20 protein-coding genes are annotated in these 21,297 nt (G+C 66.5%); 8 read left to right on the forward strand and 12 right to left on the reverse strand.

What is annotated here, in order from left to right; genetic code table 11:
• The first annotated feature begins 32 nt into the window (after nucleotides 1-32).
• The 5 genes from IAE56_RS10090 (at nucleotide 33) to IAE56_RS10110 (ending at nucleotide 4,471) form a co-directional block, all read left to right on the forward strand.
• The gene (locus IAE56_RS10090) at nucleotides 33-659 is read left to right on the forward strand and encodes an outer membrane beta-barrel protein (protein WP_200752443.1); all 627 of its coding nucleotides are present in this window, start codon (nucleotides 33-35) and stop codon (nucleotides 657-659) included.
• 185 nt (nucleotides 660-844) lie between these two features.
• Nucleotides 845-1,468, forward strand: a complete 624-nt coding sequence (locus IAE56_RS10095; RefSeq protein WP_200752444.1) for an outer membrane beta-barrel protein — start codon at nucleotides 845-847, stop codon at nucleotides 1,466-1,468.
• A 146-nt stretch (nucleotides 1,469-1,614) separates the two neighbouring features.
• Nucleotides 1,615-2,493, forward strand: coding sequence for a hypothetical protein (locus tag IAE56_RS10100; RefSeq protein WP_200752445.1), 879 nt, complete (start codon nucleotides 1,615-1,617; stop codon nucleotides 2,491-2,493).
• Between the two features lie 127 nt (nucleotides 2,494-2,620).
• Nucleotides 2,621-3,313: a hypothetical protein gene (locus IAE56_RS10105; protein WP_200752446.1), complete on the forward strand. Its 693-nt coding sequence runs from the start codon at nucleotides 2,621-2,623 to the stop codon at nucleotides 3,311-3,313.
• A gap of 48 nt (nucleotides 3,314-3,361) precedes the next feature.
• A complete protein-coding gene (locus tag IAE56_RS10110; protein WP_200752447.1) occupies nucleotides 3,362-4,471 on the forward strand; it encodes a hypothetical protein in 1,110 nt (369 codons plus the stop codon).
• A gap of 139 nt (nucleotides 4,472-4,610) precedes the next feature.
• Here the strand turns inward: IAE56_RS10110 and ribD are convergent, their stop codons facing one another.
• The 5 genes from ribD to IAE56_RS10135 all read right to left on the reverse strand — a co-directional run bounded on the left by ribD (nucleotide 4,611) and on the right by IAE56_RS10135 (nucleotide 8,927).
• Nucleotides 4,611-5,729, reverse strand: coding sequence for a bifunctional diaminohydroxyphosphoribosylaminopyrimidine deaminase/5-amino-6-(5-phosphoribosylamino)uracil reductase RibD (gene ribD, locus IAE56_RS10115; RefSeq protein WP_234455999.1), 1,119 nt, complete (start codon nucleotides 5,727-5,729; stop codon nucleotides 4,611-4,613).
• A gap of 45 nt (nucleotides 5,730-5,774) precedes the next feature.
• Nucleotides 5,775-6,296, reverse strand: coding sequence for a transcriptional regulator NrdR (gene nrdR, locus IAE56_RS10120; protein ID WP_164074855.1), 522 nt, complete (start codon nucleotides 6,294-6,296; stop codon nucleotides 5,775-5,777).
• Nucleotides 6,297-6,392: 96 nt separating this feature from the next.
• On the reverse strand, nucleotides 6,393-6,827 hold the full coding sequence (locus IAE56_RS10125) for a hypothetical protein (RefSeq protein WP_200752448.1): 435 nt from the start codon (nucleotides 6,825-6,827) through the stop codon (nucleotides 6,393-6,395).
• 126 nt (nucleotides 6,828-6,953) lie between these two features.
• On the reverse strand, nucleotides 6,954-8,207 hold the full coding sequence (gene glyA / locus IAE56_RS10130; RefSeq protein WP_200752449.1) for a serine hydroxymethyltransferase: 1,254 nt from the start codon (nucleotides 8,205-8,207) through the stop codon (nucleotides 6,954-6,956).
• 240 nt (nucleotides 8,208-8,447) lie between these two features.
• The gene (locus tag IAE56_RS10135; RefSeq protein WP_108767700.1) at nucleotides 8,448-8,927 is read right to left on the reverse strand and encodes an RcnB family protein; all 480 of its coding nucleotides are present in this window, start codon (nucleotides 8,925-8,927) and stop codon (nucleotides 8,448-8,450) included.
• A gap of 254 nt (nucleotides 8,928-9,181) precedes the next feature.
• On the opposite strand from IAE56_RS10135, the gene ettA reads away from it, so the two are divergent.
• Together ettA and IAE56_RS10145 are read left to right on the forward strand one after the other, a co-directional pair.
• On the forward strand, nucleotides 9,182-10,846 hold the full coding sequence (gene ettA, locus IAE56_RS10140; RefSeq protein WP_079220603.1) for an energy-dependent translational throttle protein EttA: 1,665 nt from the start codon (nucleotides 9,182-9,184) through the stop codon (nucleotides 10,844-10,846).
• Nucleotides 10,847-10,935: 89 nt separating this feature from the next.
• Nucleotides 10,936-12,252, forward strand: coding sequence for an NCS2 family permease (locus tag IAE56_RS10145; protein ID WP_164074859.1), 1,317 nt, complete (start codon nucleotides 10,936-10,938; stop codon nucleotides 12,250-12,252).
• Nucleotides 12,253-12,320: 68 nt separating this feature from the next.
• Here IAE56_RS10145 and IAE56_RS10150 read toward each other — a convergent pair whose 3' ends face one another.
• From IAE56_RS10150 to IAE56_RS10165, 4 genes are all read right to left on the reverse strand, one after another.
• A complete protein-coding gene (locus tag IAE56_RS10150) occupies nucleotides 12,321-13,361 on the reverse strand; it encodes a fimbrial protein (protein ID WP_200752450.1) in 1,041 nt (346 codons plus the stop codon).
• On the reverse strand, nucleotides 13,352-15,919 hold the full coding sequence (locus IAE56_RS10155) for a fimbria/pilus outer membrane usher protein (protein ID WP_200752460.1): 2,568 nt from the start codon (nucleotides 15,917-15,919) through the stop codon (nucleotides 13,352-13,354). The genes IAE56_RS10150 and IAE56_RS10155 overlap by 10 nt, the downstream gene beginning before the upstream one ends.
• A gap of 93 nt (nucleotides 15,920-16,012) precedes the next feature.
• The gene (locus IAE56_RS10160) at nucleotides 16,013-16,738 is read right to left on the reverse strand and encodes a fimbria/pilus periplasmic chaperone (protein ID WP_200752451.1); all 726 of its coding nucleotides are present in this window, start codon (nucleotides 16,736-16,738) and stop codon (nucleotides 16,013-16,015) included.
• 73 nt (nucleotides 16,739-16,811) lie between these two features.
• Entirely contained in the window at nucleotides 16,812-17,339 is a 528-nt protein-coding gene (locus IAE56_RS10165; protein ID WP_200752452.1) for a fimbrial protein, read from the reverse strand.
• A gap of 432 nt (nucleotides 17,340-17,771) precedes the next feature.
• Between IAE56_RS10165 and IAE56_RS10170 the strand changes: the two genes are divergently transcribed.
• Entirely contained in the window at nucleotides 17,772-18,137 is a 366-nt protein-coding gene (locus tag IAE56_RS10170; RefSeq protein ID WP_200752453.1) for a type 1 fimbrial protein, read from the forward strand.
• Between the two features lie 30 nt (nucleotides 18,138-18,167).
• On the opposite strand, the gene pncB is transcribed toward IAE56_RS10170, so the two are convergent.
• The 3 genes from pncB to IAE56_RS10185 all read right to left on the reverse strand — a co-directional run bounded on the left by pncB (nucleotide 18,168) and on the right by IAE56_RS10185 (nucleotide 21,143).
• Nucleotides 18,168-19,358 (reverse strand): nicotinate phosphoribosyltransferase, encoded by a 1,191-nt coding sequence (gene pncB / locus IAE56_RS10175; protein WP_200752454.1) that lies wholly within the window; start codon nucleotides 19,356-19,358, stop codon nucleotides 18,168-18,170.
• Nucleotides 19,359-19,452: 94 nt separating this feature from the next.
• Nucleotides 19,453-20,292 carry a glycosyltransferase family 2 protein gene (locus IAE56_RS10180; RefSeq protein ID WP_200752455.1) on the reverse strand — a complete coding sequence of 280 codons (840 nt, stop codon included), beginning with the start codon at nucleotides 20,290-20,292 and terminating at the stop codon, nucleotides 19,453-19,455.
• The gene (locus IAE56_RS10185; RefSeq protein ID WP_200752456.1) at nucleotides 20,289-21,143 is read right to left on the reverse strand and encodes a glycosyltransferase; all 855 of its coding nucleotides are present in this window, start codon (nucleotides 21,141-21,143) and stop codon (nucleotides 20,289-20,291) included. Before IAE56_RS10185 ends, IAE56_RS10180 begins: the two co-directional genes overlap by 4 nt.
• Nucleotides 21,144-21,297 lie beyond the last annotated feature (154 nt).

The following is a 21,297-nucleotide window of genomic DNA, read 5'->3' on the forward strand; positions in this document are numbered from 1 at the left end:
GCAACGGACCGCACATCAAAAAGGACCCTGCCATGCGAAAGACTCTGCTTTCCACCGCCCTGTTCGCCCTGACCCCGCTGGCCGCCTTCGCTGCCGACAAGAGCCCGAGCTATACCTACGTCGAAGCTGGCTGGACCCAGACCCGGGTCAGTGATGATCTGCTGGATGATCCCAAACTGGATGGCGGTTACATCCGTGGTTCGTATGCGATCGGGCTGCAGGCCTATGTTTTTGGCGCTTGGTCGACGGTGTCGAAGTCGTACCGCGACAACGGTGCCAATCTCAAGCTGGAACTGGACCAGCCGGAGCTGGGTGTGGGCTATCGCTTGCCGATGAGCGACCGCGTGGATTTCACCGCTGACATTGCATGGGTCCGCCAGAACGCCGAGGCACGCCTGAAGCAGGCCGGCTTCGATACCATCCGGCAGAAGGATCACTTCAACGCTGGCCGTGCCACGCTGGGTGTGCGCACCGTGCCTACGTCGAACACCGAACTGTGGGTGAAGGGCGGCTACCTTGACGGCAGCGACAGGGACGGCACCTGGGTAGGGGTGGTCGGCGGGCAGCTCAAGTTCACGCCGAGCTGGGGACTGGTCGGCGAAGTGCAGGTCGTGGAAGACATCACCCAGTTCTCGGCGGGTGTCCGCGCCACCTTCTGACGGCTGTTTGAGACGCGCGCGCGCGGCGGGCCCCGCAAGGGGTCCGCACGCTGGTCGGGGGCGGCACGGGGACGTGACTCGCAATCTGTAAAATTTTCATTAAACTCAAGCCTCGGACGACATGAGGTCGCCACGGACTGCCAACTGGGCGGCCCGCCAATGGACTGCAATTCACAGGAAAATCCATGCGCAAGATCCTGATCGTGGCCGCACTGCTGGCCGCCGCACCGTTCTCGACCTCGGCCGATGCCCTGAGCTACACCTACGTCGAAGGTGGCTGGACCCAGGCCAAGGTCAGCGACGACAGCCTCGATGATCCCAAGCTGGACGGCGGCTACGTGCGCGGTTCGGTGGCGCTTGCCGAGCAGGTGCACGTGTTCGGTGGCTGGAACTACGGCAGCAAGACCTATCACTTCTCCGATGGCTCGGTGAAGCTGGAACTGAACCAGCCGGAGCTGGGTATCGGCTACCACATGCCCTTCAGCGACCGCGTCGACTACACCGCCGACATCGCCTGGGTGCGTCAGCAGGCCAAGGTCACCGACCGCCTGGATGGTTTCGCTGATGAAACCTTCAAGGACCACACCAACCTGGTGCGCGCCACCATGGGCCTGCGTGGCAAGCCCTCGCGCATGACCGAAGCCTGGATCAAGGCCGGTTACATGGATGGCGGCAACAATTTCGAAGGCACCTGGGTCGGCACCCTCGGTGGCCAGATCAACTTCACCAAGACCTGGGGTCTGGTGGGCGAGGTCTCCGGCTACCGCGACGTCACCCAGTTCTCGGCCGGCGTCCGCGCCAGCTTCTGATTGCTCGATCCTCGTCGTGTAATCGAACGGGCTCCGCAAGGGGCCCGTTTTTTCATGGGCGCGCGCACGGCCTGCCACCGAACCTGCGTGCAAATGCGCTAGGCTTTCGCGCCTGTGCACTACCCCACTGGAAACGGAACACCGTCATGAAGACTCCCCTTCGCACCCTGCTCGCCAGCGCCCTGCTGTGCGCCCCCGTGTTTGCCACCGCCGCGACGGCACTGACGCCGGAACAGACGCTGGACCTGTACGCGCGCGTGCTGATTGAAGACGATGCCGCTGCCGCACGCACGCTCAACGACGCCATGCGCACCGCGCACGATGGCAAGGACGCGGTGACGCCCACGCCGGGCGCGCTGGCCAAGGCGCTGGCCCAACCGTGGATGGCGCTGCAGGCCAGCGTCGGCGGCACGCCCGATGCAGCCGCGACCGAAGCGCTGTACGCCAAGGTGCTGAAGGCATCGACCTGCCGCGCCACCGGCAGCAGCATCGAAGACAACGAGTACGTGGACGACCAGAAGATCGCCACGGTCGATTTCACCTGCAAGGTGGTGGACCTGGCCAGCGTGCGCCCGCTGTTCGCCGACAGCATGACCAGTGAAGACCCGGCCAGCCGCACGCGCTTCATCGAGGCCTACACGCAGGCGCTGAAGAGCGGCACGCAGCGCACGGTGAAGGGCAGCCAGAAGCTCTATTCCGGCGCCGAGCAGGCGTACTGGTTCAGTGGCAGCTTCGATGAGCTGGTCACCCCGGTGCTGGAAGCCATCGCGCCGTTCCAGGTGTGGATGGAAGATGCCGAAGCGGCCAGCGCACCGAAGGTGACCGGAGTGCCGGGCTGCGACCTGCTGCTGCAGCAGCACCGCAGCTGCGTGGCGAAGATCGCGCCGGAACAGATCAGCGGCGTGGATGCGATGGCCGAGGAGCTGAAGGCCAAGGCGCAGGTGAAGTCGGCCGACGAGATGACGCAGGAGTGCAAGGCCCTGCGCCCGATCGCGCAGATGATGTGGACCGACGAGTGCGCGTAAGGCGGTAACGGCGGGTCGCGCGCACGATGCGCGCGGCCTTCCAGCCAATACCCTTCGGAAAGATTGCATGTACGGCAGAGGACGGGATTGGCGATGCTTCGCAATCCCTCTGCCTCGCCACACCGCCATGTTGAAGCCTCTCCTTGTTCTGCCGCCGCGTGCGCGTGCCTTGGTACTGCTCGCACTGTTGGCATCATCGGCAAGCGTGGTCAGTTCACCGCCATCACCGGAAGAGGCATACACGCTGCAGGCCCGCGTCTACCTGCAGGATGATGCGCCGGCGAAGGCATTGCTTGAGGCATTGGGCCCGGGATGGGTGCCCAGCGAACGCATCGATTGGCAACCGGTCATTGACGATGTTCCTGCGTGGCTGGCACGGCAGGCATTTCCGGCACCCGCCCCCGATATCGGGCGCGCGTTTGCCGAGGCACCAAGCACGCGGCTACCGCTGATTCACTGCGAGGCCAGGAATTTCATGCCCCAGGGTTCACCGGAAATAGGCATGTTCGCACTGGCGTGCACGTACCCGGACGTGTCGCCCCTTCGCGAAGCCTATCTGGCGCTTCAAGACACGACACAACCCGACGCCCAGGCGCAGAGCGATGCGCTGTTCAGCCGCTGGACCACCCTGCTGCGCGACGCCCCGGATGGCTCGCACTGCGTACCGGTGACGGGCTGGCATCTGGGAAACCACGAAGCCTCGGACGCCGCGCGCAGGCAGCAGCTTTCGCGGACCGTGTTGATGGGGCTGATGCCACTGGACACGTGGGACGCCGGCGAGGATGAGGTAGACGCTTCGGCATTGTGCGAGGTCAACTGACGCTATCAGCACACTGTAGAAAGCCCCGCTTCTTTTACAAGTAATTGCATGGAAGCGCAGGTGCGCGTGGTCCACGCTGCCCGCCTTGTTCCGCAAGGACTCCATGATGCTGACGCGCTGTCTTCCGCGGCTGTTGTCCGTTCCCGTCATCTCACCGGATTCCGACGCGTCAGCATCGGCAGCATGAAGGAGTTCCGGATGTTCGATTATCTGCGCCGCATCACGCGCACCGTACTGCTCTCCCTGCAGGCACTGCTGCTGGTGGGATGCTCCCAGGCCTCGCAGCCCTCGGTCGCCGTCCCCGGCTCGGTCGTCAGCCTGGCGCCGCCTCCCGGCTTCGCGCCAGCCCCCAACTTCTCCGGGTTCGTCAGTGAAGATGGACGCGCCAGCATCCTGGTCGCCGAACTGCCCGCCGAAACCGGTGCGGTGGTCAGCGAACTGTTCGCGGACAATGCGACAGCGCGCGAACGCTTTGCCAGTCAGGGCGTGCAGGTCGAACGTCTGGAGAGAATCACCAGCGACGGGCAGACAATTCCGGTGGTGATCGGCAGCCAGGACGCCCACGGTTACACGTTCGGCAAGTGGATCGCGCTGTTCAGCGGCTCTCCGACCGTCATGATCACGATCCAAGCCCCGCGCGATCATGAGTTGACCCACAAGCAGGCCGTGCGTGTTCTGGAGTCGGTGACGCGCGGTGCCCAGCCCACGCTTGAGCAGAACGTTGCCGCCCTCCCCTTCACCGTCAAAGCAGCGTCTCCGTTTCGGCTGCTCAACACGTTGGCCGGCTCGGCGGTGATGTTCACTGCGGGCAAACTGGACACCGATCCGCAAGGCCGCCAGCCACTGGTGACCGTGGCATCCATGCTGTCGCTTCCCTTCGATTCGGACGATGTGGCCGAGATCTCTGATGAACTGATTGCCGGCACCGTCAGCATTCAAGGAGGCACCATCGTTTCCAGGACAAACACGCACTTCGCAGGCATTGCGGGGCACCGCGTTGACGGACTCACCCCCAGCGGAAACCGCTACCGCCATTATCTGGCGGTGTGGCCAAGCGAGCGGTTCGTCCGTCTCGTAGCCATCCTGCCGGCGGACAGCCCGCAGGAAGTACTGGATGCGGTTGATGCCATGGCCGCCTCGGTCCAGTTCCGCAAGTAACCGCGCGATGTAGATCCACGCCATGCGTGGATCAGTTTCACCGCAGTACGTGCAATGTAGATCCACGCCATGCGTGGATGGCTTTCACCGCATCACGTGCAATGTAGATCCACGCCATGCGTGGATGGCTTTCACCGCATCACGCGCGCAGCAGCACCCGCAGATCGTCCCCCACCTGGCGCTGATCGACCACGCGCAGGCGGCGTTGCTGGTCCATCGTTTCAATACCGAGGCCAGCCAGCAGCGGGCGGCCGGTATCCCCCAGCAGCGTCGGCGCCTGGTACAGCAGTAGCTCATCCACCCAGCCGCCACGCAGCAGCGCGCCGGCCAGGGTGGCACCGGCTTCGGTGTGCACTTCATTGATGCCACGCTCGGCCAGCAGCGCCAGTACCGCGCCCATATCCAGGCGGCCATCGACGCTCGGCACGCTGGCGAATTCGGCATCGGCCGCATCCGGTGCGCTCACCGCGGCATCGTGCACATACAAGGTCGGCGCCCCTCCCTCGCGCACGCGGCTGCATTCCAGCGAGCGCAGGCGGGAATCAAGCACCACGCGCAGCGGCGGCATCACCTCGGTGTCGGCCAGGCGCACGGTCAGCATCGGATCGTCGACCAGCACCGTATCGGCACCGGTGAGGATCGCGCCGGCACGCGCGCGCCAGTGCTGCACGTCTTCGCGCGCCGCCGCGCCGGTGATCCACTTCGAGCTGCCATCGGCCATTGCGGTGCGCCCGTCCAGGCTGGCGGCCAGCTTCACCCGCAGCCACGGGCGGTTGCGCTCCACCCGCGACAGGAAGCCCTTGTTGAGCTCGCGCGCCTGCGCCGCCATCAGGCCTTCGCACACCTCGATGCCCGCTTCGCGCAGCAGGTCGAAACCACCGCCATCGACCTTCGGGAAGGGATCGCGCAGCGCCGCGACCACGCGCGACACACCGGCTTCGATCAGCGCCAGCGCGCACGGTGGCGTGCGGCCGAAATGCGCGCAGGGTTCCAGGGTGACGTAGGCGGTGGCACCCCGCGCTTCGCTGCCGGCTTCGCGCAGGGCGAAGACTTCGGCATGCGGGCCGCCGGCACGCTGGTGCCAGCCCTGCCCGACCACGCGTTCGCCATGGGCGATCACGCAGCCGACCATGGGATTGGGGCGGGTGGTGTAGGCAGCACGTTCGGCCAGACGCAGTGCGTTGGCCATGTGCAGGTGGTCGAGGACGGTGAACGGCGTGGTCATGCGGCCATGGTAACGCCGCTGGTGTGGATCCATGCCATCGTGCCAACCAACGGTTGGCACCCACCACCCACCCGGGCGTCAGCCCTTCTTTTTCTTGGTCAGGGCGATGACATCGCCCAGCAGCTGCAGCTGTTCGGTGCTGGACGGCAGGTCGCGCTCCAGCTTCTCGATCTCCTCGCGGAAATCAGCCACGTCCTCGAAGCTGCGGTAGACCGAGGCGAAGCGCACGTAGCCAACGTGGTCGAGCTTGCGCAGTTCGTTCATCACGAACTCGCCGACCCTGATCGAGGGCACTTCGCGTTCGCCGCTGATGCGCAGCTGGTGGACCACGGCGCGTACCGCCGCTTCGATCTTCTCTTCCGGCACGGCGCGCTTCTGCAGAGCGCGGTCGAAGCCGGCGCGCACCTTGCGTTGGTCGAAGGCTTCGCGGGTGCCATCACTCTTGACGATGGCCGGCAGCTTCAGCTCGACCGTTTCCAGGGTGCTGAAACGTTCGTTGCAGGCCTCGCACTCACGCCGACGGCGGATCGTCGCGCCGTCTTCGGAGACGCGCGAGTCGATGACCCGTGTATCGGCATGCTGGCAGAAGGGGCAATACATGGAACGCCTGGCTCAGGGGGAATACCAATCTGTCATCGTCATGACAGCGTCGCAAAGGTACCTGAGAAGGGCTTTTGCAGCAAATCCGGGCGGCGCTCAGCCTTGTGCGGCAAGGGATTGTCGCCAGCGCAGCCACGCCAGATGCGCAGCCGGCAGCAGCAGCGGCGGGCCGTACAGCAACAGGCCGAAGCCCTCCGCGCGTTCGGTCAGCCCGACCACCACGCCCAGCACGACGGCGGGAATGACCGTGAAGGCGCCGAGCAGCAACAGGACCCACCAGACCCGGCCCATGGCCTGCAGGCCCGATCGGCCCTGCAGCAGGAAATCGGCGCCGATGCGTACCCAGGCGACGATGCCAAGGGCCCCGGCCGCGCCCCAGCAGACCAGCAGCAGCCGGCTCAGCAGGCGGGTCTCCTGCATCAGGCCGGCGTACACGCCGACCAGGGCCACGATGCCGCCCAGCAGCAGGCCTGGCAGGCCGAACAACAGGGCCAGTGCGAGCTGCAGGCGTTTGTGCAGGCGCTCATCCATGTGCGTTGCTTCCTGGGTGCCGGGGTCAGAGCCCTTTTCTGCGAAAAGGGATCCGACCCTGCTTCGATCCGGATGCCCGGGGTCGGATCCCTTCCCGTCAGGAAAGGGCTCCGACCCCAGGATCGATCAACCGTAGACCGGGTACTTGCGGCACTGCGCGCTGACGGCATCGCGCACGCGGGCGATGACGGCGTCATCGGCCGGGGCGTCGAGCACGTCGGCGATCCAGTTGGCCAGGTCCACGCAGTCCTGTTCGACGTAACCACGGGTGGTCACCGCCGGGGTGCCCAGGCGCAGGCCCGAGGTGACGAACGGCGAACGCGGGTCGTTCGGCACCGAGTTCTTGTTGACGGTGATGTGGGCCTTGCCCAGCGCGGCTTCCGCGTCCTTGCCGGACACGTCCTTGCCGATCATGTCGACCAGCATCAGGTGGTTCTGGGTGCCGCCGGAGACGATCTTGTAGCCACGCGCGATGAGCGTGTTGGCCATCGCCTGGGCGTTCTTCACCACCTGCTGCTGGTAGGCGGTGAAGCCCGGCTCCAGCGCCTCCTTGAAGGCCACGGCCTTGGCGGCGATGACGTGCATCAGCGGACCGCCCTGGATGCCCGGGAACACCACCGACTGCAGCTTCTTGACCAGGTCTTCGTCGGCGCCCTTGGCGACGATGATGCCGCCGCGCGGGCCGCGCAGGGTCTTGTGGGTGGTCGAGGTGACCACGTGGGCATGTTCCAGCGGGCTCGGGTAGACGCCAGCGGCGACCAGGCCGGCCACATGGGCCATGTCGACGAACAGGTAGGCACCGACCTTGTCGGCGATGGCGCGGAAGCGCGCCCAGTCGATCACCTGCGAATAGGCCGAGAAACCGGCCACGACCATCTTCGGCTTGTGCTCGACGGCCAGGCGCTCGACTTCGTCGTAATCGATCAGGCCCTGGTCGTTGACGCCGTACTGCACGGCGTTGAACAGCTTGCCCGAGGCGTTGACCTTGGCACCGTGGGTGAGGTGGCCGCCGTGGGCCAGGCTCATGCCGAGAATGGTGTCACCCGGCTGCAGCAGGGCGAAGTACACGGCCTGGTTGGCCTGCGAACCGCTGTGCGGCTGCACGTTGGCGTAGTCGGCACCGAACAGCTGCTTGAGGCGGTCGATCGCCAGCTGCTCGGCGATGTCCACGTATTCGCAGCCACCGTAGTAGCGCTTGCCCGGGTAGCCTTCGGCGTACTTGTTGGTCAGCTGGCTGCCCTGGGCCTCCATCACGGCCGGGCTGGTGTAGTTCTCGCTGGCGATCAGCTCGACGTGGTCTTCCTGACGCTGGGTTTCGGCGGCGATGGCCTTGGCCAGTTCGGGATCGTAGGTTTCGATGCGGACGTCACGCGGGAACATCGGTTACTCCGGCAGGCAGGGGAAAGGGGGGTACGGCACAGCCCCTGATTGTAGCCCCGTGGCGGCCTGCCGGGGCCGAAAGGAACGGGGCCGGATCCCCGTGGAAGAGATCCGGCCCCGTATGGTTTTGCCGGTGGCCTCTGGGGTCGGATCCCTTCCCGCAGGGAAGGGCTCTGACCCCGTTGCCTGGATGGGGTCAGAGCCCTTTCCGCTGGAAAGGGATCCGACCCCGTTGCCGGCTCAGCGGCTGAGGACGTACTGGGCGATGACGCCGGTGGCGATGGCCACCAGCAGCATGTTGCCGCGATCATCCCGGATCCACTGGTGGCCGTACGGCGGGCGGCGCAGGTGGTAGCGCGGGTAGTCGTTCACCACGTAGACCGGGCCGCGGTAGTAGTCGCGGTAGCGGTGGCCGACCTGCCAGCCGTAGCCCGGGCCCGGGCGATAGCCGGGGCGGTAGACCACGCGCGGCGGCGGGGGGGCCGGATGGTAGTAGCGGCGGTCATGGTCGCGGCGCCAGTCACGGCGCGCATCGCGGCGGTCGCGTTCGTAGTCGCGGCGCGCTTCGCGGACGTCATGGCGGTACTCGCGACGATCGTCGCGGCGGTCTTCGCGCCACTCGCGGCGGTCACGGTGGTCGTTGTCGGCAAAGGCCGGGGTGACGGCGCCCAGCGCCAGCACAGAGGCCATGGCCCCGGCCACGATAAGGGTGATGCGCATGACAGACCTCTGTAGAAGTGGATGGTGATGTCCATATTGCGCAAGCGATCTGAACGGTTTCCGGCTGGAAACGCTTCCCGCTGACGCGTTCCACTCAGTATTCAGCCTTCGGCCAGCCCCACGGGGCCCCGGCAGGCGCGGCCGCGAACCGGTTCCGGCTATAATTAGGGGTATTCCATTCAGTCTGTGCCCGCTGTCGTCCGGGATCTTCCCGCTGACGGACGGGTGCAGGGCCGCGCCCCTACGGAGACCTCATGTCCTCGCAATACATCTACACCATGAACCGCGTGTCCAAGGTGGTCCCGCCCAAGCGGCAGATCATCAAGGACATCTCGCTGTCCTTCTTCCCGGGCGCGAAGATCGGCCTGCTGGGCCTGAACGGCGCCGGCAAGTCCACCGTGCTGAAGATCATGGCCGGCGTGGACACCGATTTCGAGGGCGAAGCCCGCCCGCAGGCCGGCATCAAGGTCGGCTACCTGGCGCAGGAACCGGAACTGGACCCGACCAAGACCGTGCGTGAAGCGGTGGAAGAAGGCGTGGGCGAAGTGCTGCAGGCACAGGCTGCGCTGGACGCGGTCTACACCGCCTATGCCGAGGAAGGCGCCGACTTCGACGCGCTGGCCAAGGAACAGGAGCGCCTGGAGGCGATCCTCGCCGCTGGCGACGCGCACACCCTGGAAAACCAGCTGGACGTGGCCGCCGATGCGCTGCGCCTGCCGCCGTGGGATGCCGTGGTCGGCAAGCTGTCCGGTGGTGAAAAGCGCCGCGTGGCACTGTGCCGCCTGCTGCTGCAGAAGCCGGACATGCTGCTGCTCGACGAACCGACCAACCACCTCGACGCCGAGTCGGTGGAATGGCTGGAACAGTTCCTCGCGCGCTACACCGGCACCGTCGTGGCGGTCACCCATGATCGCTACTTCCTGGACAACGCCGCCGAGTGGATCCTGGAACTGGACCGCGGTCGCGGCATTCCGTGGAAGGGCAACTACACCGACTGGCTGACCCAGAAGGATGAGCGCCTGAAGCAGGAAGACAACCAGGAAAAGGCCCGCCAGAAGGCGATCCAGAAGGAACTGGAGTGGTCGCGCCAGAACGCCAAGGGTGGCCGCACGAAGGGCAAGGCCCGTCTGGCCCGTCTGGAAGAGCTGCAGTCGGTCGATTACCAGAAGCGCAACGAGACCAATGAAATCTTCATCCCGCCGGGCGAGCGCCTGGGCAACGCGGTGATGGAGTTCAAGAACGTCTCGAAGAAGTTCGGCGACCGCCTGCTGTTCGACAACCTGAGCTTCCTGGTGCCGGCCGGCGCCATCGTCGGCATCATCGGCCCGAACGGTGCCGGTAAGTCGACCCTGTTCAAGATGATCACCGGCCAGGAAAAGCCGGACACCGGCGAGATCGTGGTCGGCCCGACCGTGAAGCTGTCCTACGTGGACCAGAGCCGCGACGCGCTGGAAGGCAACCACAACGTCTTCCAGGAAATCGCTGGCGGCCTGGACATCCTCAACATCAACGGCATCGAGATCCAGTCGCGCGCCTACATCGGCCGCTTCAACTTCAAGGGCCAGGACCAGCAGAAGATGGTCGGTTCGCTGTCCGGTGGTGAGCGTGGCCGCCTGCACATGGCCAAGACCCTGCTGCAGGGTGGCAACGTGCTGCTGCTCGACGAACCGTCCAACGATCTGGACATCGAAACCCTGCGTGCGCTGGAAGATGCGCTGCTGGAGTTCCCGGGCAACACCTTCGTCATTTCGCATGACCGCTGGTTCCTGGATCGCATCGCGACCCACATCCTGGCGTTCGAAGGCGATTCGCACGTGGAGTTCTTCCAGGGCAACTACCGCGAGTACGAAGAAGACAAGCGCCGCCGCATGGGCGACGACGCCGCGCCGAAGCGCCTGCGCTTCAAGGCGCTGAAGTAAGGCAACCGGAAAGGCCGCGCTCGCGCGGCCTTTCTCTTTCGGTAGGTCACCACCGTTGGTGGTGACGCCCAATTGTTGTGAGTACCCCCATGTCCCTGTTCGAACGCCTGTTCCAGCTGCAGCAGCACGGCACCACCGTGCGCACCGAGCTGCTGGCCGGTGTCACCACCTTCCTGACGATGTCCTACATCGTCTTCGTCAATCCGGAAATCCTGGGCACCACGGGCATGGATGCCGGCGCGGTATTCGTCGCCACCTGCCTGGCCGCCGCGCTGGGTTCGGCAGTGATGGCACTGGCGGCCAATTTCCCGGTGGGCATGGCGCCGGGCATGGGCCTGAACGCGTTCTTCGCCTTTACGGTGGTCGGCGCGGCCGGCCTGCCCTGGCAGCAGGCGTTGGGCGCGGTGTTCATTTCCGGCCTGGTGTTCCTGGTGCTGTCGCTGACCGGCGTGCGCGCCTGGCTGGTGGCCGGCATTCCGTCGTCGCTGCGCTCGGCCATCGTGGCCGGCATCGGCCTGTTCCTGGCGATCATCGCGCTGCAGAAGTCCGGGGTGATCGTCGGCAACGAAGACACCCTGGTTGCCCTGGGCCCGCTGAACACCGCACCGCCGCTGCTGGCGCTCGGTGGCTTCCTGCTGATCGCGGTGCTGGAAGCGCGCCGCGTGCGCGGTGCCATCCTGATCGGCATCCTCGCCGTCACCGGCGCCGGCTGGGCGCTGGGTGACGTGCAGTACCACGGCCTGGTTTCGCTGCCGCCGAGCCTGGCGCCGACCTTCCTGCAGCTGGACCTTCCCGGCCTGCTGCACCACGACGGCGGCGCACCGCTGGCGGTGCTGCTGCAGGTGGTGCTGGTGTTCGTGCTGGTGGAAGTGTTCGATGCCACCGGCACCCTGTACGGCGTGGTCGGTCGTGCCGGCCTGCTGAAACTGCCGGGCGCGCAGAAGCGCTTTGGCCGTGCGCTGCTGGCCGACAGCACCGCCATCGTGGCCGGTTCGCTGCTGGGCACCAGCAGCACCACCGCCTTCGCCGAAAGCGCCTCGGGCGTGCAGGTGGGCGGCCGTACCGGCCTGACCGCACTGGTGGTGTCGGCGCTGTTCCTGGCCGCGCTGCTGTTCTCGCCGTTGGCCGCGATGGTGCCCGCCTATGCCACCTCCCCTGCCCTGCTGTTCGTGGCCGGCCTGATGCTGCGCGAGCTGGTGGAAGTGGACTGGAGCGACTTGACCGAATCGGTGCCGGCGGCGCTGTGTGCGCTGGCGATGCCGTTCACCTATTCCATCGCCAATGGCCTGGCATTCGGCTTCATCGCCTATGCCGCACTGAAGGCCGGCACCGGCCGCTGGCGCGAGGTGCACCCGGCGGTGTGGCTGGTGGCGACGCTGTTCGTGCTGCGTTACGCGTTGGAATAAGCGGCCGCGCTGCGCGCTCGCCGGGCATGGCCCGGCGCTACCGGAACATGCGCGGTGCCGGCGGCAGGTCAGTTGTACGTGATCGTGAACGTCGCGGTGCCGTTGGCCTCGCCTGCTCCCACCGTACCGGCCTGGGTCTGGATGTAGCGCGCGCGCAGCGGCAGGCTCATCGACGAGGTGCCGGTTACCGTGTCACCCAGCATCAGGCTGTCGCCGAAGCTGATGTTCTGCTCGCTGCTGCCGTTGCGGCGCACGATCTGGATGCCGATGCGGGTGGCACTGTTGCTGCCGCTGGTGATGGCCAGCGTGCCGGGCTGGTTGCCACTGGCCGACGTGGCATCGAGCTGGATGCCGATGGTGCTCTGGTACTGCGCCACGTTGCTGCCCTGGCAGCGCAGGGTGATGTTGAAATCACGATCCACGGCACGCGAGCCCACCCCGCTGAAGGACGAGTTCGGCACGCTGCCGAAATCCACCACGATGTTGCGGCTGCCGGCATCCACTTCGCAGGTGGGGCTGACCACAGTGGTGCCGATGCCGCGGAAGCTGGACGTCAGCACCGGATCCGAAGGGCCATCGCCATCCAGGTAGTAGGTGGTGAACGGCCCATTGGGAGCGATCGTGCCGGACCCCGTCTGCACTGCGGTCTTGATCAGCTCGATCCGGAAGAAACCACCGGTCAGTGAGCCGGTGGTGTTCGGGTTGAGGTAGATGGTGTGCGGGTAGTACGTCTGGATCGTGCCGGAGTCTCGATACAGGCGGATGCCCACCCCGTCAACGCCCGTACGATAGACATTCTGGAACCCCGACACGGGCTGGCGCTGCGCCGCGTTGATGAAGGCCCCCATCGCAGTGCCCCCACGCCAGTCGCAGCTGACGATGCTGTTCTTCTGCGTGATCGGCACGCTCAGCTGCTTGATCACGCCGCCGACGGGCGTGCTGGGCAGAATGACCACCTGCCCCATGTCCATCTGGACATCCTGAGGCGAGAAGAACCAGGGGTTGCTGAGCCTGCACGACGCGAGCGCCTGGCCGGACAACCCCAGGCCCATGCCCGCGGCCAGCAGGCCCATCGCCAGGGTGCCCCGGCGGAACGTCTTCATCGGCATGCTGCCTCCACGGCAATCAATCCGGCAGGGCCGGCCGTGGTGCCCGCAGGCACCGTGTATTCAAGGGTACAGCGCTGGTCGGCGGCAACGCCCCACTCGACCAGCAGCTGGCCGCGGTCGTGTTCGCTGCGCACGTAGACGCGGCCACCCTGCCCGACCATGCCCACCGGCTGGCCCTGCTCGTCCTTCACCTGCGAGCCGAACGGCAGCGTGCTGCCATCGGCATTGCGGACCTGGATGAGCAGCGCACGGCCCTGGCGCGTATCGAAGCGCAGGTAGCTGATGGCACCGGCATACGGCGCGACCGACTGGCTGCTGCCGTCCAGCTCCACGTCCTGCGACATGCCCTGCGGGTCGAGGGTGACCGTATTGAGGCGGTACGGCGAAACATAGGGCACCACCGCGTAGCCACGACCGTCGATGCGCAGGCCCGGTGCGTTGGTGACGCGTGCGTCGCGCGCGCCCTTGGCCTCGACCAGCACCATGGTGTCGCCACGCTGCGGGGTGAAGGTAACGCCGCCGGCGTGGACCACCAGGCTGCCGTTGGCGCCCACCGATGCCTGGCGGAAATCGCTGGACTGGCCGTAGGAGCCACTGAGCGATGCATAGCGGCTGCGGTACTCGGCGTTGGCGGTGGCGGTGGATGCGCCGTTACGGCTGTCCGAGAACGCTGCGCCGTAGGTGAAGTTGCCATCCGCGCCGGCCGCACCGGTCATGCCGACGCGGCTGTTGTCGTAGCCGCTGCGGTCGCGCACGCCGACGTCGGCACTGAAGGACATCGGCTGGCCGCTGCGGCGACCCAGCGGAATACTGAGCGACAACAGGTACTGGGTATCGGCCGTGCCGCCGTCGCCCTGCTCGGTCCGCACCGCGGAAATGCCGTAGTTCAGCGAGCGCCAGGCGTTGTTGTAGCCCAGCTGGTACTGCTTGCTGGTGCCGGAGCGATCATAGAAATCGCGCATCGCACCGGTGAGGTACAGCGCGCCCCCATGCTGCCCCAGCGGCTGGTTCAGGGTCAGCTGGAACTGGCTGCGCTGGCGCCCACGCAGGGCAGGATCGATGCCCCGCGCGTCGTCCTCGCGCGCCAGCAGCGCATCCTGCTGGCTGTAGAAGCCGCCGGTGGAATAGCGGTACGCGGCCAGCGCGAAGTTGGTGTTGGTCTCACTGATGAGGTTGGCGTAGCTCAGGCGCACACTGGCACCGGAACGGCCGGCCATGTGATCGAACTCGGTCCGCGCATGGGTGACATCGACGGCGAAGGCACCCAGCGGCGTGGCCAGGCCGAGGCCATACAGCACCGAGCCGTAGCCCTTGCCCAGCGCGCTGCCGCCATAGACGGTGAAGCGGTTGCTGAGGCCGCGCTGGTAGGTGCCCTGCAGCATCCACGGGTCATCCAGCAGCTGCGCGCTGCGCACCTGGCCGGCGGTGAGCGCATAACGCGAAACGCCCTGGCGCAGCATCTGCGGCACCGAGCCGAACGGCACCTTGAACGCGCGGCGGCGGCCATCGGCCTCGATCACCAGCACTTCAAGGTCGCCGCCGTAGCCGGTCGGGTACAGGTCATCAATGACGAAGCTGCCCGGCGATACGGTGGAGGAATAGATCAGCTGCTGGTTCTGCCGCACTTCGATGCGCGCGTTGGTCTCGGCGATGCCGCGCACCACCGGTGCGTAGCCACGCAGCGAATCAGGCAGCATGCGGTCATCGGTGACCAGGCTGATGCCGCGGAAACCGATCGAATCAAACAGCTCGCCACTGGTGTAGGCATCGCCCACGGTCAGCAGGCCGCGCACCTGCGGGATTCCGCGCTGCACGTAGGTGGCGATGCTCTGCCAGTGGCGGCCATCGCCGCTGTTCCAGGTCAGGTTGGAATCATGGCGGAACTGCCAGCCCCCCAGGTTCAGGCCAGCGTTGAGGCCGAGATAGGCACTCTGGTTGCGGCCACCGTCTTCGGTGCGCAGGTCGCTGTTGATGGCGTTGAAGCTGTAGCCCACGAAGCCGGCGTTGATGCCGCGGTCCCACAGCGCCGGGCTGACGTAGCCGCGTGCCTGGCGGCGCAGGAACACCTGCGGGATGCTCAGGTCGTAGCGCAGGTTGCCGCCGTCGTAGGCGCCGAAGGCATCGGCCATGCGCTGCTGCACCGGGACGCAGGCAGCGGCATCGATGGCCAGTGCCGGATCCTGCTGGGCCAGCACGGCTTCGCTGTCCACGCCGAACTCCTCCAGCAGCGGCCTGCCGAGGCAGGCGTCCACCTTGCCCTGTGCGTCAGCCTTGAACTGCAGGTCGCGGCGGCCTTGCCAGGCGCCATTGACGTAGATGTCGACGCGGTAGGTACCGGCGACCATCGGGTTGCCGTTGGCGAAGGAGGACAGATCCACCTTGCCGGCCTGCCCGGAAAGGAAACTTGAATTGAACTGGGCCTGTTCCGGCACGCGCGCGGTTGCCGCAGCGCTCTGCGCCATCAGCGCCTGCTCGCCGAGGTTGGCCGGCGCCGCCACGGCCCATCCTGGGCAGGCGATACCCGCAGCCAGCAGGCACACGGCCTGCTGAATCGACAATGTCAATCTGTTTCCAATCACACTGACATTCCTTGACGACGGCCGCGATGCAGCCATGACGGGGGGGCGCGCTGCCTGCATGCAGCCGTTCGATCAGCTCCCGCTTCCGACGGTGACGGTGCGCTCCACGCGCCCGCCGAAATCATTGATGGTGGTGAAGCGCACCTGCGCGGTGGTGGCCGGCACGGTGAACTCCAGCTGCTGGCCAGGTGCCAGCATTTTTCCCTCCTGTTCCACCGCGTCATCGCGGGTGCCTGCCACTGCATGCACCTCGGCGAGGGTGACGTGGAACGGGCTCGGATTTTCCACGCGCAGGCGGTTGCCCGTGCGGCTCCAGCGCAGCAGCGCGGGCGCATCGTTGGCGGTGCCAGCCAGCCCCTGCGGGCGATAGAACAGCTTCAGGCGCGAGCGGAATGCAACCTGCAGCAGGTTCTGCTCTTCGCCGGGGGTGGCCTGCGGCGAGGGCGGCACATCCAGCACGTTGAACCAGAACACCGATTCACGGTCGCTGGGCAGCGCCTTGCCGGTGAAGATGATGCGCAGCGCCTGGCTGCGGCCGGCTTCCACGCGGCTGATCGGCGGGGTCAGCACGAACGGGGCATCGCTCGTTTCCGGCGTCTGCTCCGCATCACCCGAATCAATCCAGGCCTGGACCAGCGACGGCGCGTCGCCGGTGTTGTCCACCTGCACGGTCACTTCGCGCGACTGCGCCGGATAGATCACCCGGGTACCGTTGATGACGACACCAGCCAGGGCGCTCTGGCACAGGGGCAGCGAGAGCGCCGCCAGCAGCAGCGCCCGGGAAAGGATGGCTTTCATCGGAAGGACGACCCGGGAAATGGAACGAAGCCCTGCCCGATGGCTGCATCGGGCAGGGAGGGTGCAGCTACGATCAGTTGTAGATGATCGTGTACTTGACGCTGCTGGCGACGTCGCCGGCGGTCGACTGGCCGGTGGCGAAGTACTGGGCGGCGTAATCCAGCTTGGCCGCGCCCTTGTCGGCGACATCGGTCCAGGTACCGGCCTGCAGCGTGCCGGTGCCACTCACCTTCACCACGCTGCCGTTGGCGGTCAGCAGCTGCAGCTGCACGTTGCTGGCGCCGCCGGTGGCGGTGTTGACGAGGTTGCCGGTGCTCGAGTCGACGGTGACGCCCGGCTCGAAGTAGGTGGCGACCTTGCCGGCAGAGCAGTTGGTCAGGTTGATCGAGAAGGCGGTACGGCCAGCGACGTCACCGGCGGTCTTCAGGGCGGTGGTACCGACCGGCGGCAGGTTGACGGTGAAGTCCTTGCTGGAGCCGGCATTGATCTCGCAGGTCTTGGCGTTGACCTTGCCGGTGAAGGTGATCGTGCCATCGGCAGCGTTGGCGGCCAGCGGTGCGGCGGCGAGCAGGAGGACGGCGAACAGATTGATCTTGCGCATTTGCTTTCTAACCCTACTGAGAAATGTGGACGTAGAGGAGGAAGCAAGGAGCACTGCCGGGCATCAGACCCATCCTTGCGTCTCACCTGTGGCCGGACCCGCGATGAAGCCATCCTTGAGGTCCGAGTCGACAGTATAGATCACAACTGTGATGCAGTTCACGCATTGGATGTGTCGCATCGCACATTGACGCCAAATATTTGGCGTGATACCCCGCCATGCGTTCGACGACTTTCGAACGCACGTCACACTCCTGCAGAACGTGGTTTACGCGCGTGTCACGCAGCGAGGAGGAGCCTGTTTTCAAGGCAAAAACGCGATATTTGACGCGCATCACTATTGCTCAGTGACGTGCCTTCCAGATCGAAACTCTGACCCTTAAAGACTGTGCCGGGCTGTCGTTAACAGACTCATACCGAACCAGAGAACGTCATGAAGACCTCGATCCTGCTCTGCGTGGCCCTGATGGGTGTCAGTTCGCTGGCACATGCCGATGGCGGCACGATCCGCTTCAGCGGTCGCATCGTCGATCCGGGCTGCTCGGCGCGCGTGGACGCACAGCAGCTGCGCCTGGAAGGCTGCCCGTTGTCGGCCAAGGGTGCGACGGTCGCACTGGTGGCTATGGATGAAGGCCAGGGCGCGGTGCTGCGCGATGGCAAGCGCCAGGGCCGGCAGCTGGCCGTGGCCGCACGCAGCCTGCGCGCGGGTGATCTGGTGTTCTCGGAAAGCTACCGCCTGGAAGCCCCCAAGCAGCAGCCGCTGCAGGGGGCTTACCTGGTGCGCGTCGACTACCCCTGAGCCTCCCGCCCAGGCAGACCGCCCCGGGGATCAGCCCTGGGGCGTTTCCGGCGGCAGTTCGAAGACCTGGCGCAGGTAGCTGAGGTAGCCCGGGTCATCGCACATGCTCTTGCCCGGCGAATCGCTCAGCTTGGCCACCGGCTGGCCGTTGCAGCGGACCATCTTGATGACGATGTTGAGCGGGGTCGAGCCAAGATCGTTGGTCAGGTGCGTACCGACGCCGAAGGCCACCTGGCAGCGCCCACGGAAGTAGTCGTACAGGCGCATGACCTTGGTGATGTCCAGGCCGTCGCTGAAGACCAGCACCTTGCTGCGCGGATCGACGCGGCGCTGCTGGAAGTGGGCGAGCATGCGATCGCCCCAGTCGAACGGATCGCCCGAATCGTGGCGCACACCGTCGAACAGCTTGCAGAAATACATGTCGAAGTCGCGCAGGAACGCATCCAGGCCGACCACGTCGGACAGGGCGATGCCGAGGTCGCCGCGGTATTCGCGTGCCCACGACTCCAGCGCGGCCACCTGCGAATCACGCAGGCGCGGGCCGAGGGCCTGGAACGCCTGCAGGTATTCGTGGGCCATGGTGCCGTGCGGGGTCATGCCGTACAGGCGGGCGAAGTGCACGTTGCTGGTGCCGACCAGCTGCGGGCCGAGTGCATCGCGCAGCAGCGGCAACAGGCGCGCATGCCAGTCGCGCGAGTAGCGGCGGCGGCTGCCGTAATCGGCGATGCGGCACTGTTCGAACCCGGGGGTATCGCGCAGCAGCGCGGCCTTGGCCTGCAGGCGGCGCTCGCCCTCGGCGAAATCAGCGGTGGTGGTGTTGCGGAACCAGACTTCGTTGATGATGGCCAGCAGCGGCACTTCGAACAGGATGGTGTGCAGCCACGGGCCGGTGATGTCCAGGTCGATCTCGCCCGGCACCGTCGTCGACGGCTTCAGCTGGATGTACTTGCGATCCAGGTGGAACAGGCCGAGGAAATCGGCGAAGTCGGGCTTCACGAAGCGCAGGCCACGCATGTAGTCCAGCTCTTCATTGCTGAAGCGCAGGCTGCACAGGTGGTCGATTTCTTCGTTGATCTGGTCGATGTAGCTCGCCAGGTCGATACCGGGGGTGCGGCACTTGAACCGGTACTGGACCAGGGCGCCGGGGTGCTGGTGCAGCACCGCCTGCATCATGGTGAATTTGTACAGATCGGTGTCGAGCAGGGACTGGATGATGGCCATGGGGCAATTATGCGCCCGATCGGGTGAAACGCGTTTCCCGGGCCCGGCTGCTGGTAGATCCACGCCGAGCGTGGGTGCCTGCCCCACCCCGCCGTCAGAGCGCCTTGCGCAGCAGCCTCGGCACCAGCATCAGCGCATGGGCCCAGATCGCGCCCCACACCAGCACGCGCACTGGTGCCGAGCGCTGCTTCGCTTCGAACTTGCTGAAGTAGCGCCACAGGCCACGGTGCTTGTGCCATTCGACGAAGAACGGCCGCGAGCGGCTGGACACCCCGCGCACGTGCGTCACCCGCAGATCATTGGCGATGGCCACCACGCCGCCGGCCTCGCGCACGCGGCGGCACAGGTCCAGGTCTTCGGCGTGCAGGCGGTAGCCGGCATCCCAGCCACCGAGGCGGTCGAACAGCGCACGCGGCATCAGCAGCAACGCACCGGACAACGCCGGCACCTGCTGCATCGCCTGCGCCGGGTCGCGCGGAATGGCCAGGCGCCCGCCACGTCCGGGCGAACGCAGCATGGCCAGGAAATCGGGATCGCGGCGGCGCACGGCGTCGTCGGCAAAGCCGTGCTCGTCCACCTGCTCCACGCCCAGCAGGCAATCACCCAGATCCAGCGCACGCAGGCGCAGCGCCGCCAGGGTGTCCTCCTCCACCAGCAGGTCGGGATTGATGAAGGCCAGCCAGGGGCTGCCTGAATCGGCCACGCCCTGGTTGTTGGCGGCGGCAAAGCCGGGGTTGTCCGGGTTGCCGATGAAGCGCACGCGCGGATCGTGACTGGCGTGGCGCTGCACGATTTCCAGCGTGTCATCCTGCGAACCGTTGTCCACCACCCGGATCTCGGCCACGTCCTGCGCCTGGCGCAGGCGCGACAGGCAGGCATCGATGGTGCTGCCGCTCTGGTAGGTGACGACGATGGCGGCGATGGCAGGGTTCAAGCAGGCGACTCCGGCGGCGGTGGCGTGGCGAACAGGTCGCCCTGCTCTCGCGGCATTATCGCCTGCTGCAACCGTTGCTGCAGGTCATCGCGCAGCGCATGCAACGGGTCGTGCATGAGGAAATCGGCCAGCCGCGGCATCCAGCCCGGCCAGCGCGCGGCCAGGGCCTCCAGATCGCCCTCGCGGCTGACGGCCTCGCCGGCGCGGCTGACGAAGGCGTTTTCGCACAGCACGTTGCGCCAGCCCAGCCCCGCCATGCGCAGGCTGAGGTCGACCAGCGCCGCATTCCAGCCAAGGTAGCTGTCGGTGTCGAGGCCACCGGCACGGCGCCGTGCGTTGCCGCGGACCAGCACCGCGTGGGTGACGGCCGAGGGCAGTTCCGGGTGCAGGTTCGGCAGGCTTGCACAGGTGTGGGCCAGCAGCGCGGTATCGGCCGGCTCGGGATTGATTTCTCCCAGCCGCGGCCATGCAGCGGTTTCGCCGGCATTGCACCAGGGCGTGGCGGTGGCGATGGCCGCATCGCGGGCGAACGCCGCCTGCAGCTGCTGCAGCCAGCCGGGCGCGGGCACGCTGTCCGGGGCGAGGACGGCAACGTCCAGTCCGTCGCAGGCGCGCAGCATTTCATCGAGGTGGGCGACTTCGCCAAGCGGTCGCGCGCGGCGGGTGTATTCGGCCTGCAGTGGCGTATGCGCGAGCCAGTGCTCGACCACGGCCTGGGCACGCGGCCCGGCCTGTGCGTCATCGGCCAACCAGACCGCAGTGCCCGCGGCGGTGCCGGCGTCGAGCGCAGCCAGGCAGCGGTCGAGCGCGGCATCGTCCACGCCCAGCGGCAACAACACGATCGCCCCCATCCCGCCTCCGTGGTAGTCGCTGGCGGTAGCGTAGCACTGGCAGGGCTGCGCCCTGCACCTGCCGAGGCAACGGCAACTGCAACGTCAACGTCAACGTCGACGTCAAAAGCTGGCTATCCGTGGGTTGGCGGGGTGGGTCCGGTTGAGGGGGACG

The organism is Stenotrophomonas sp. S41, assembly GCF_016624625.1.
In the GTDB taxonomy this organism is placed as follows: Bacteria; Pseudomonadota; Gammaproteobacteria; order Xanthomonadales; family Xanthomonadaceae; genus Stenotrophomonas.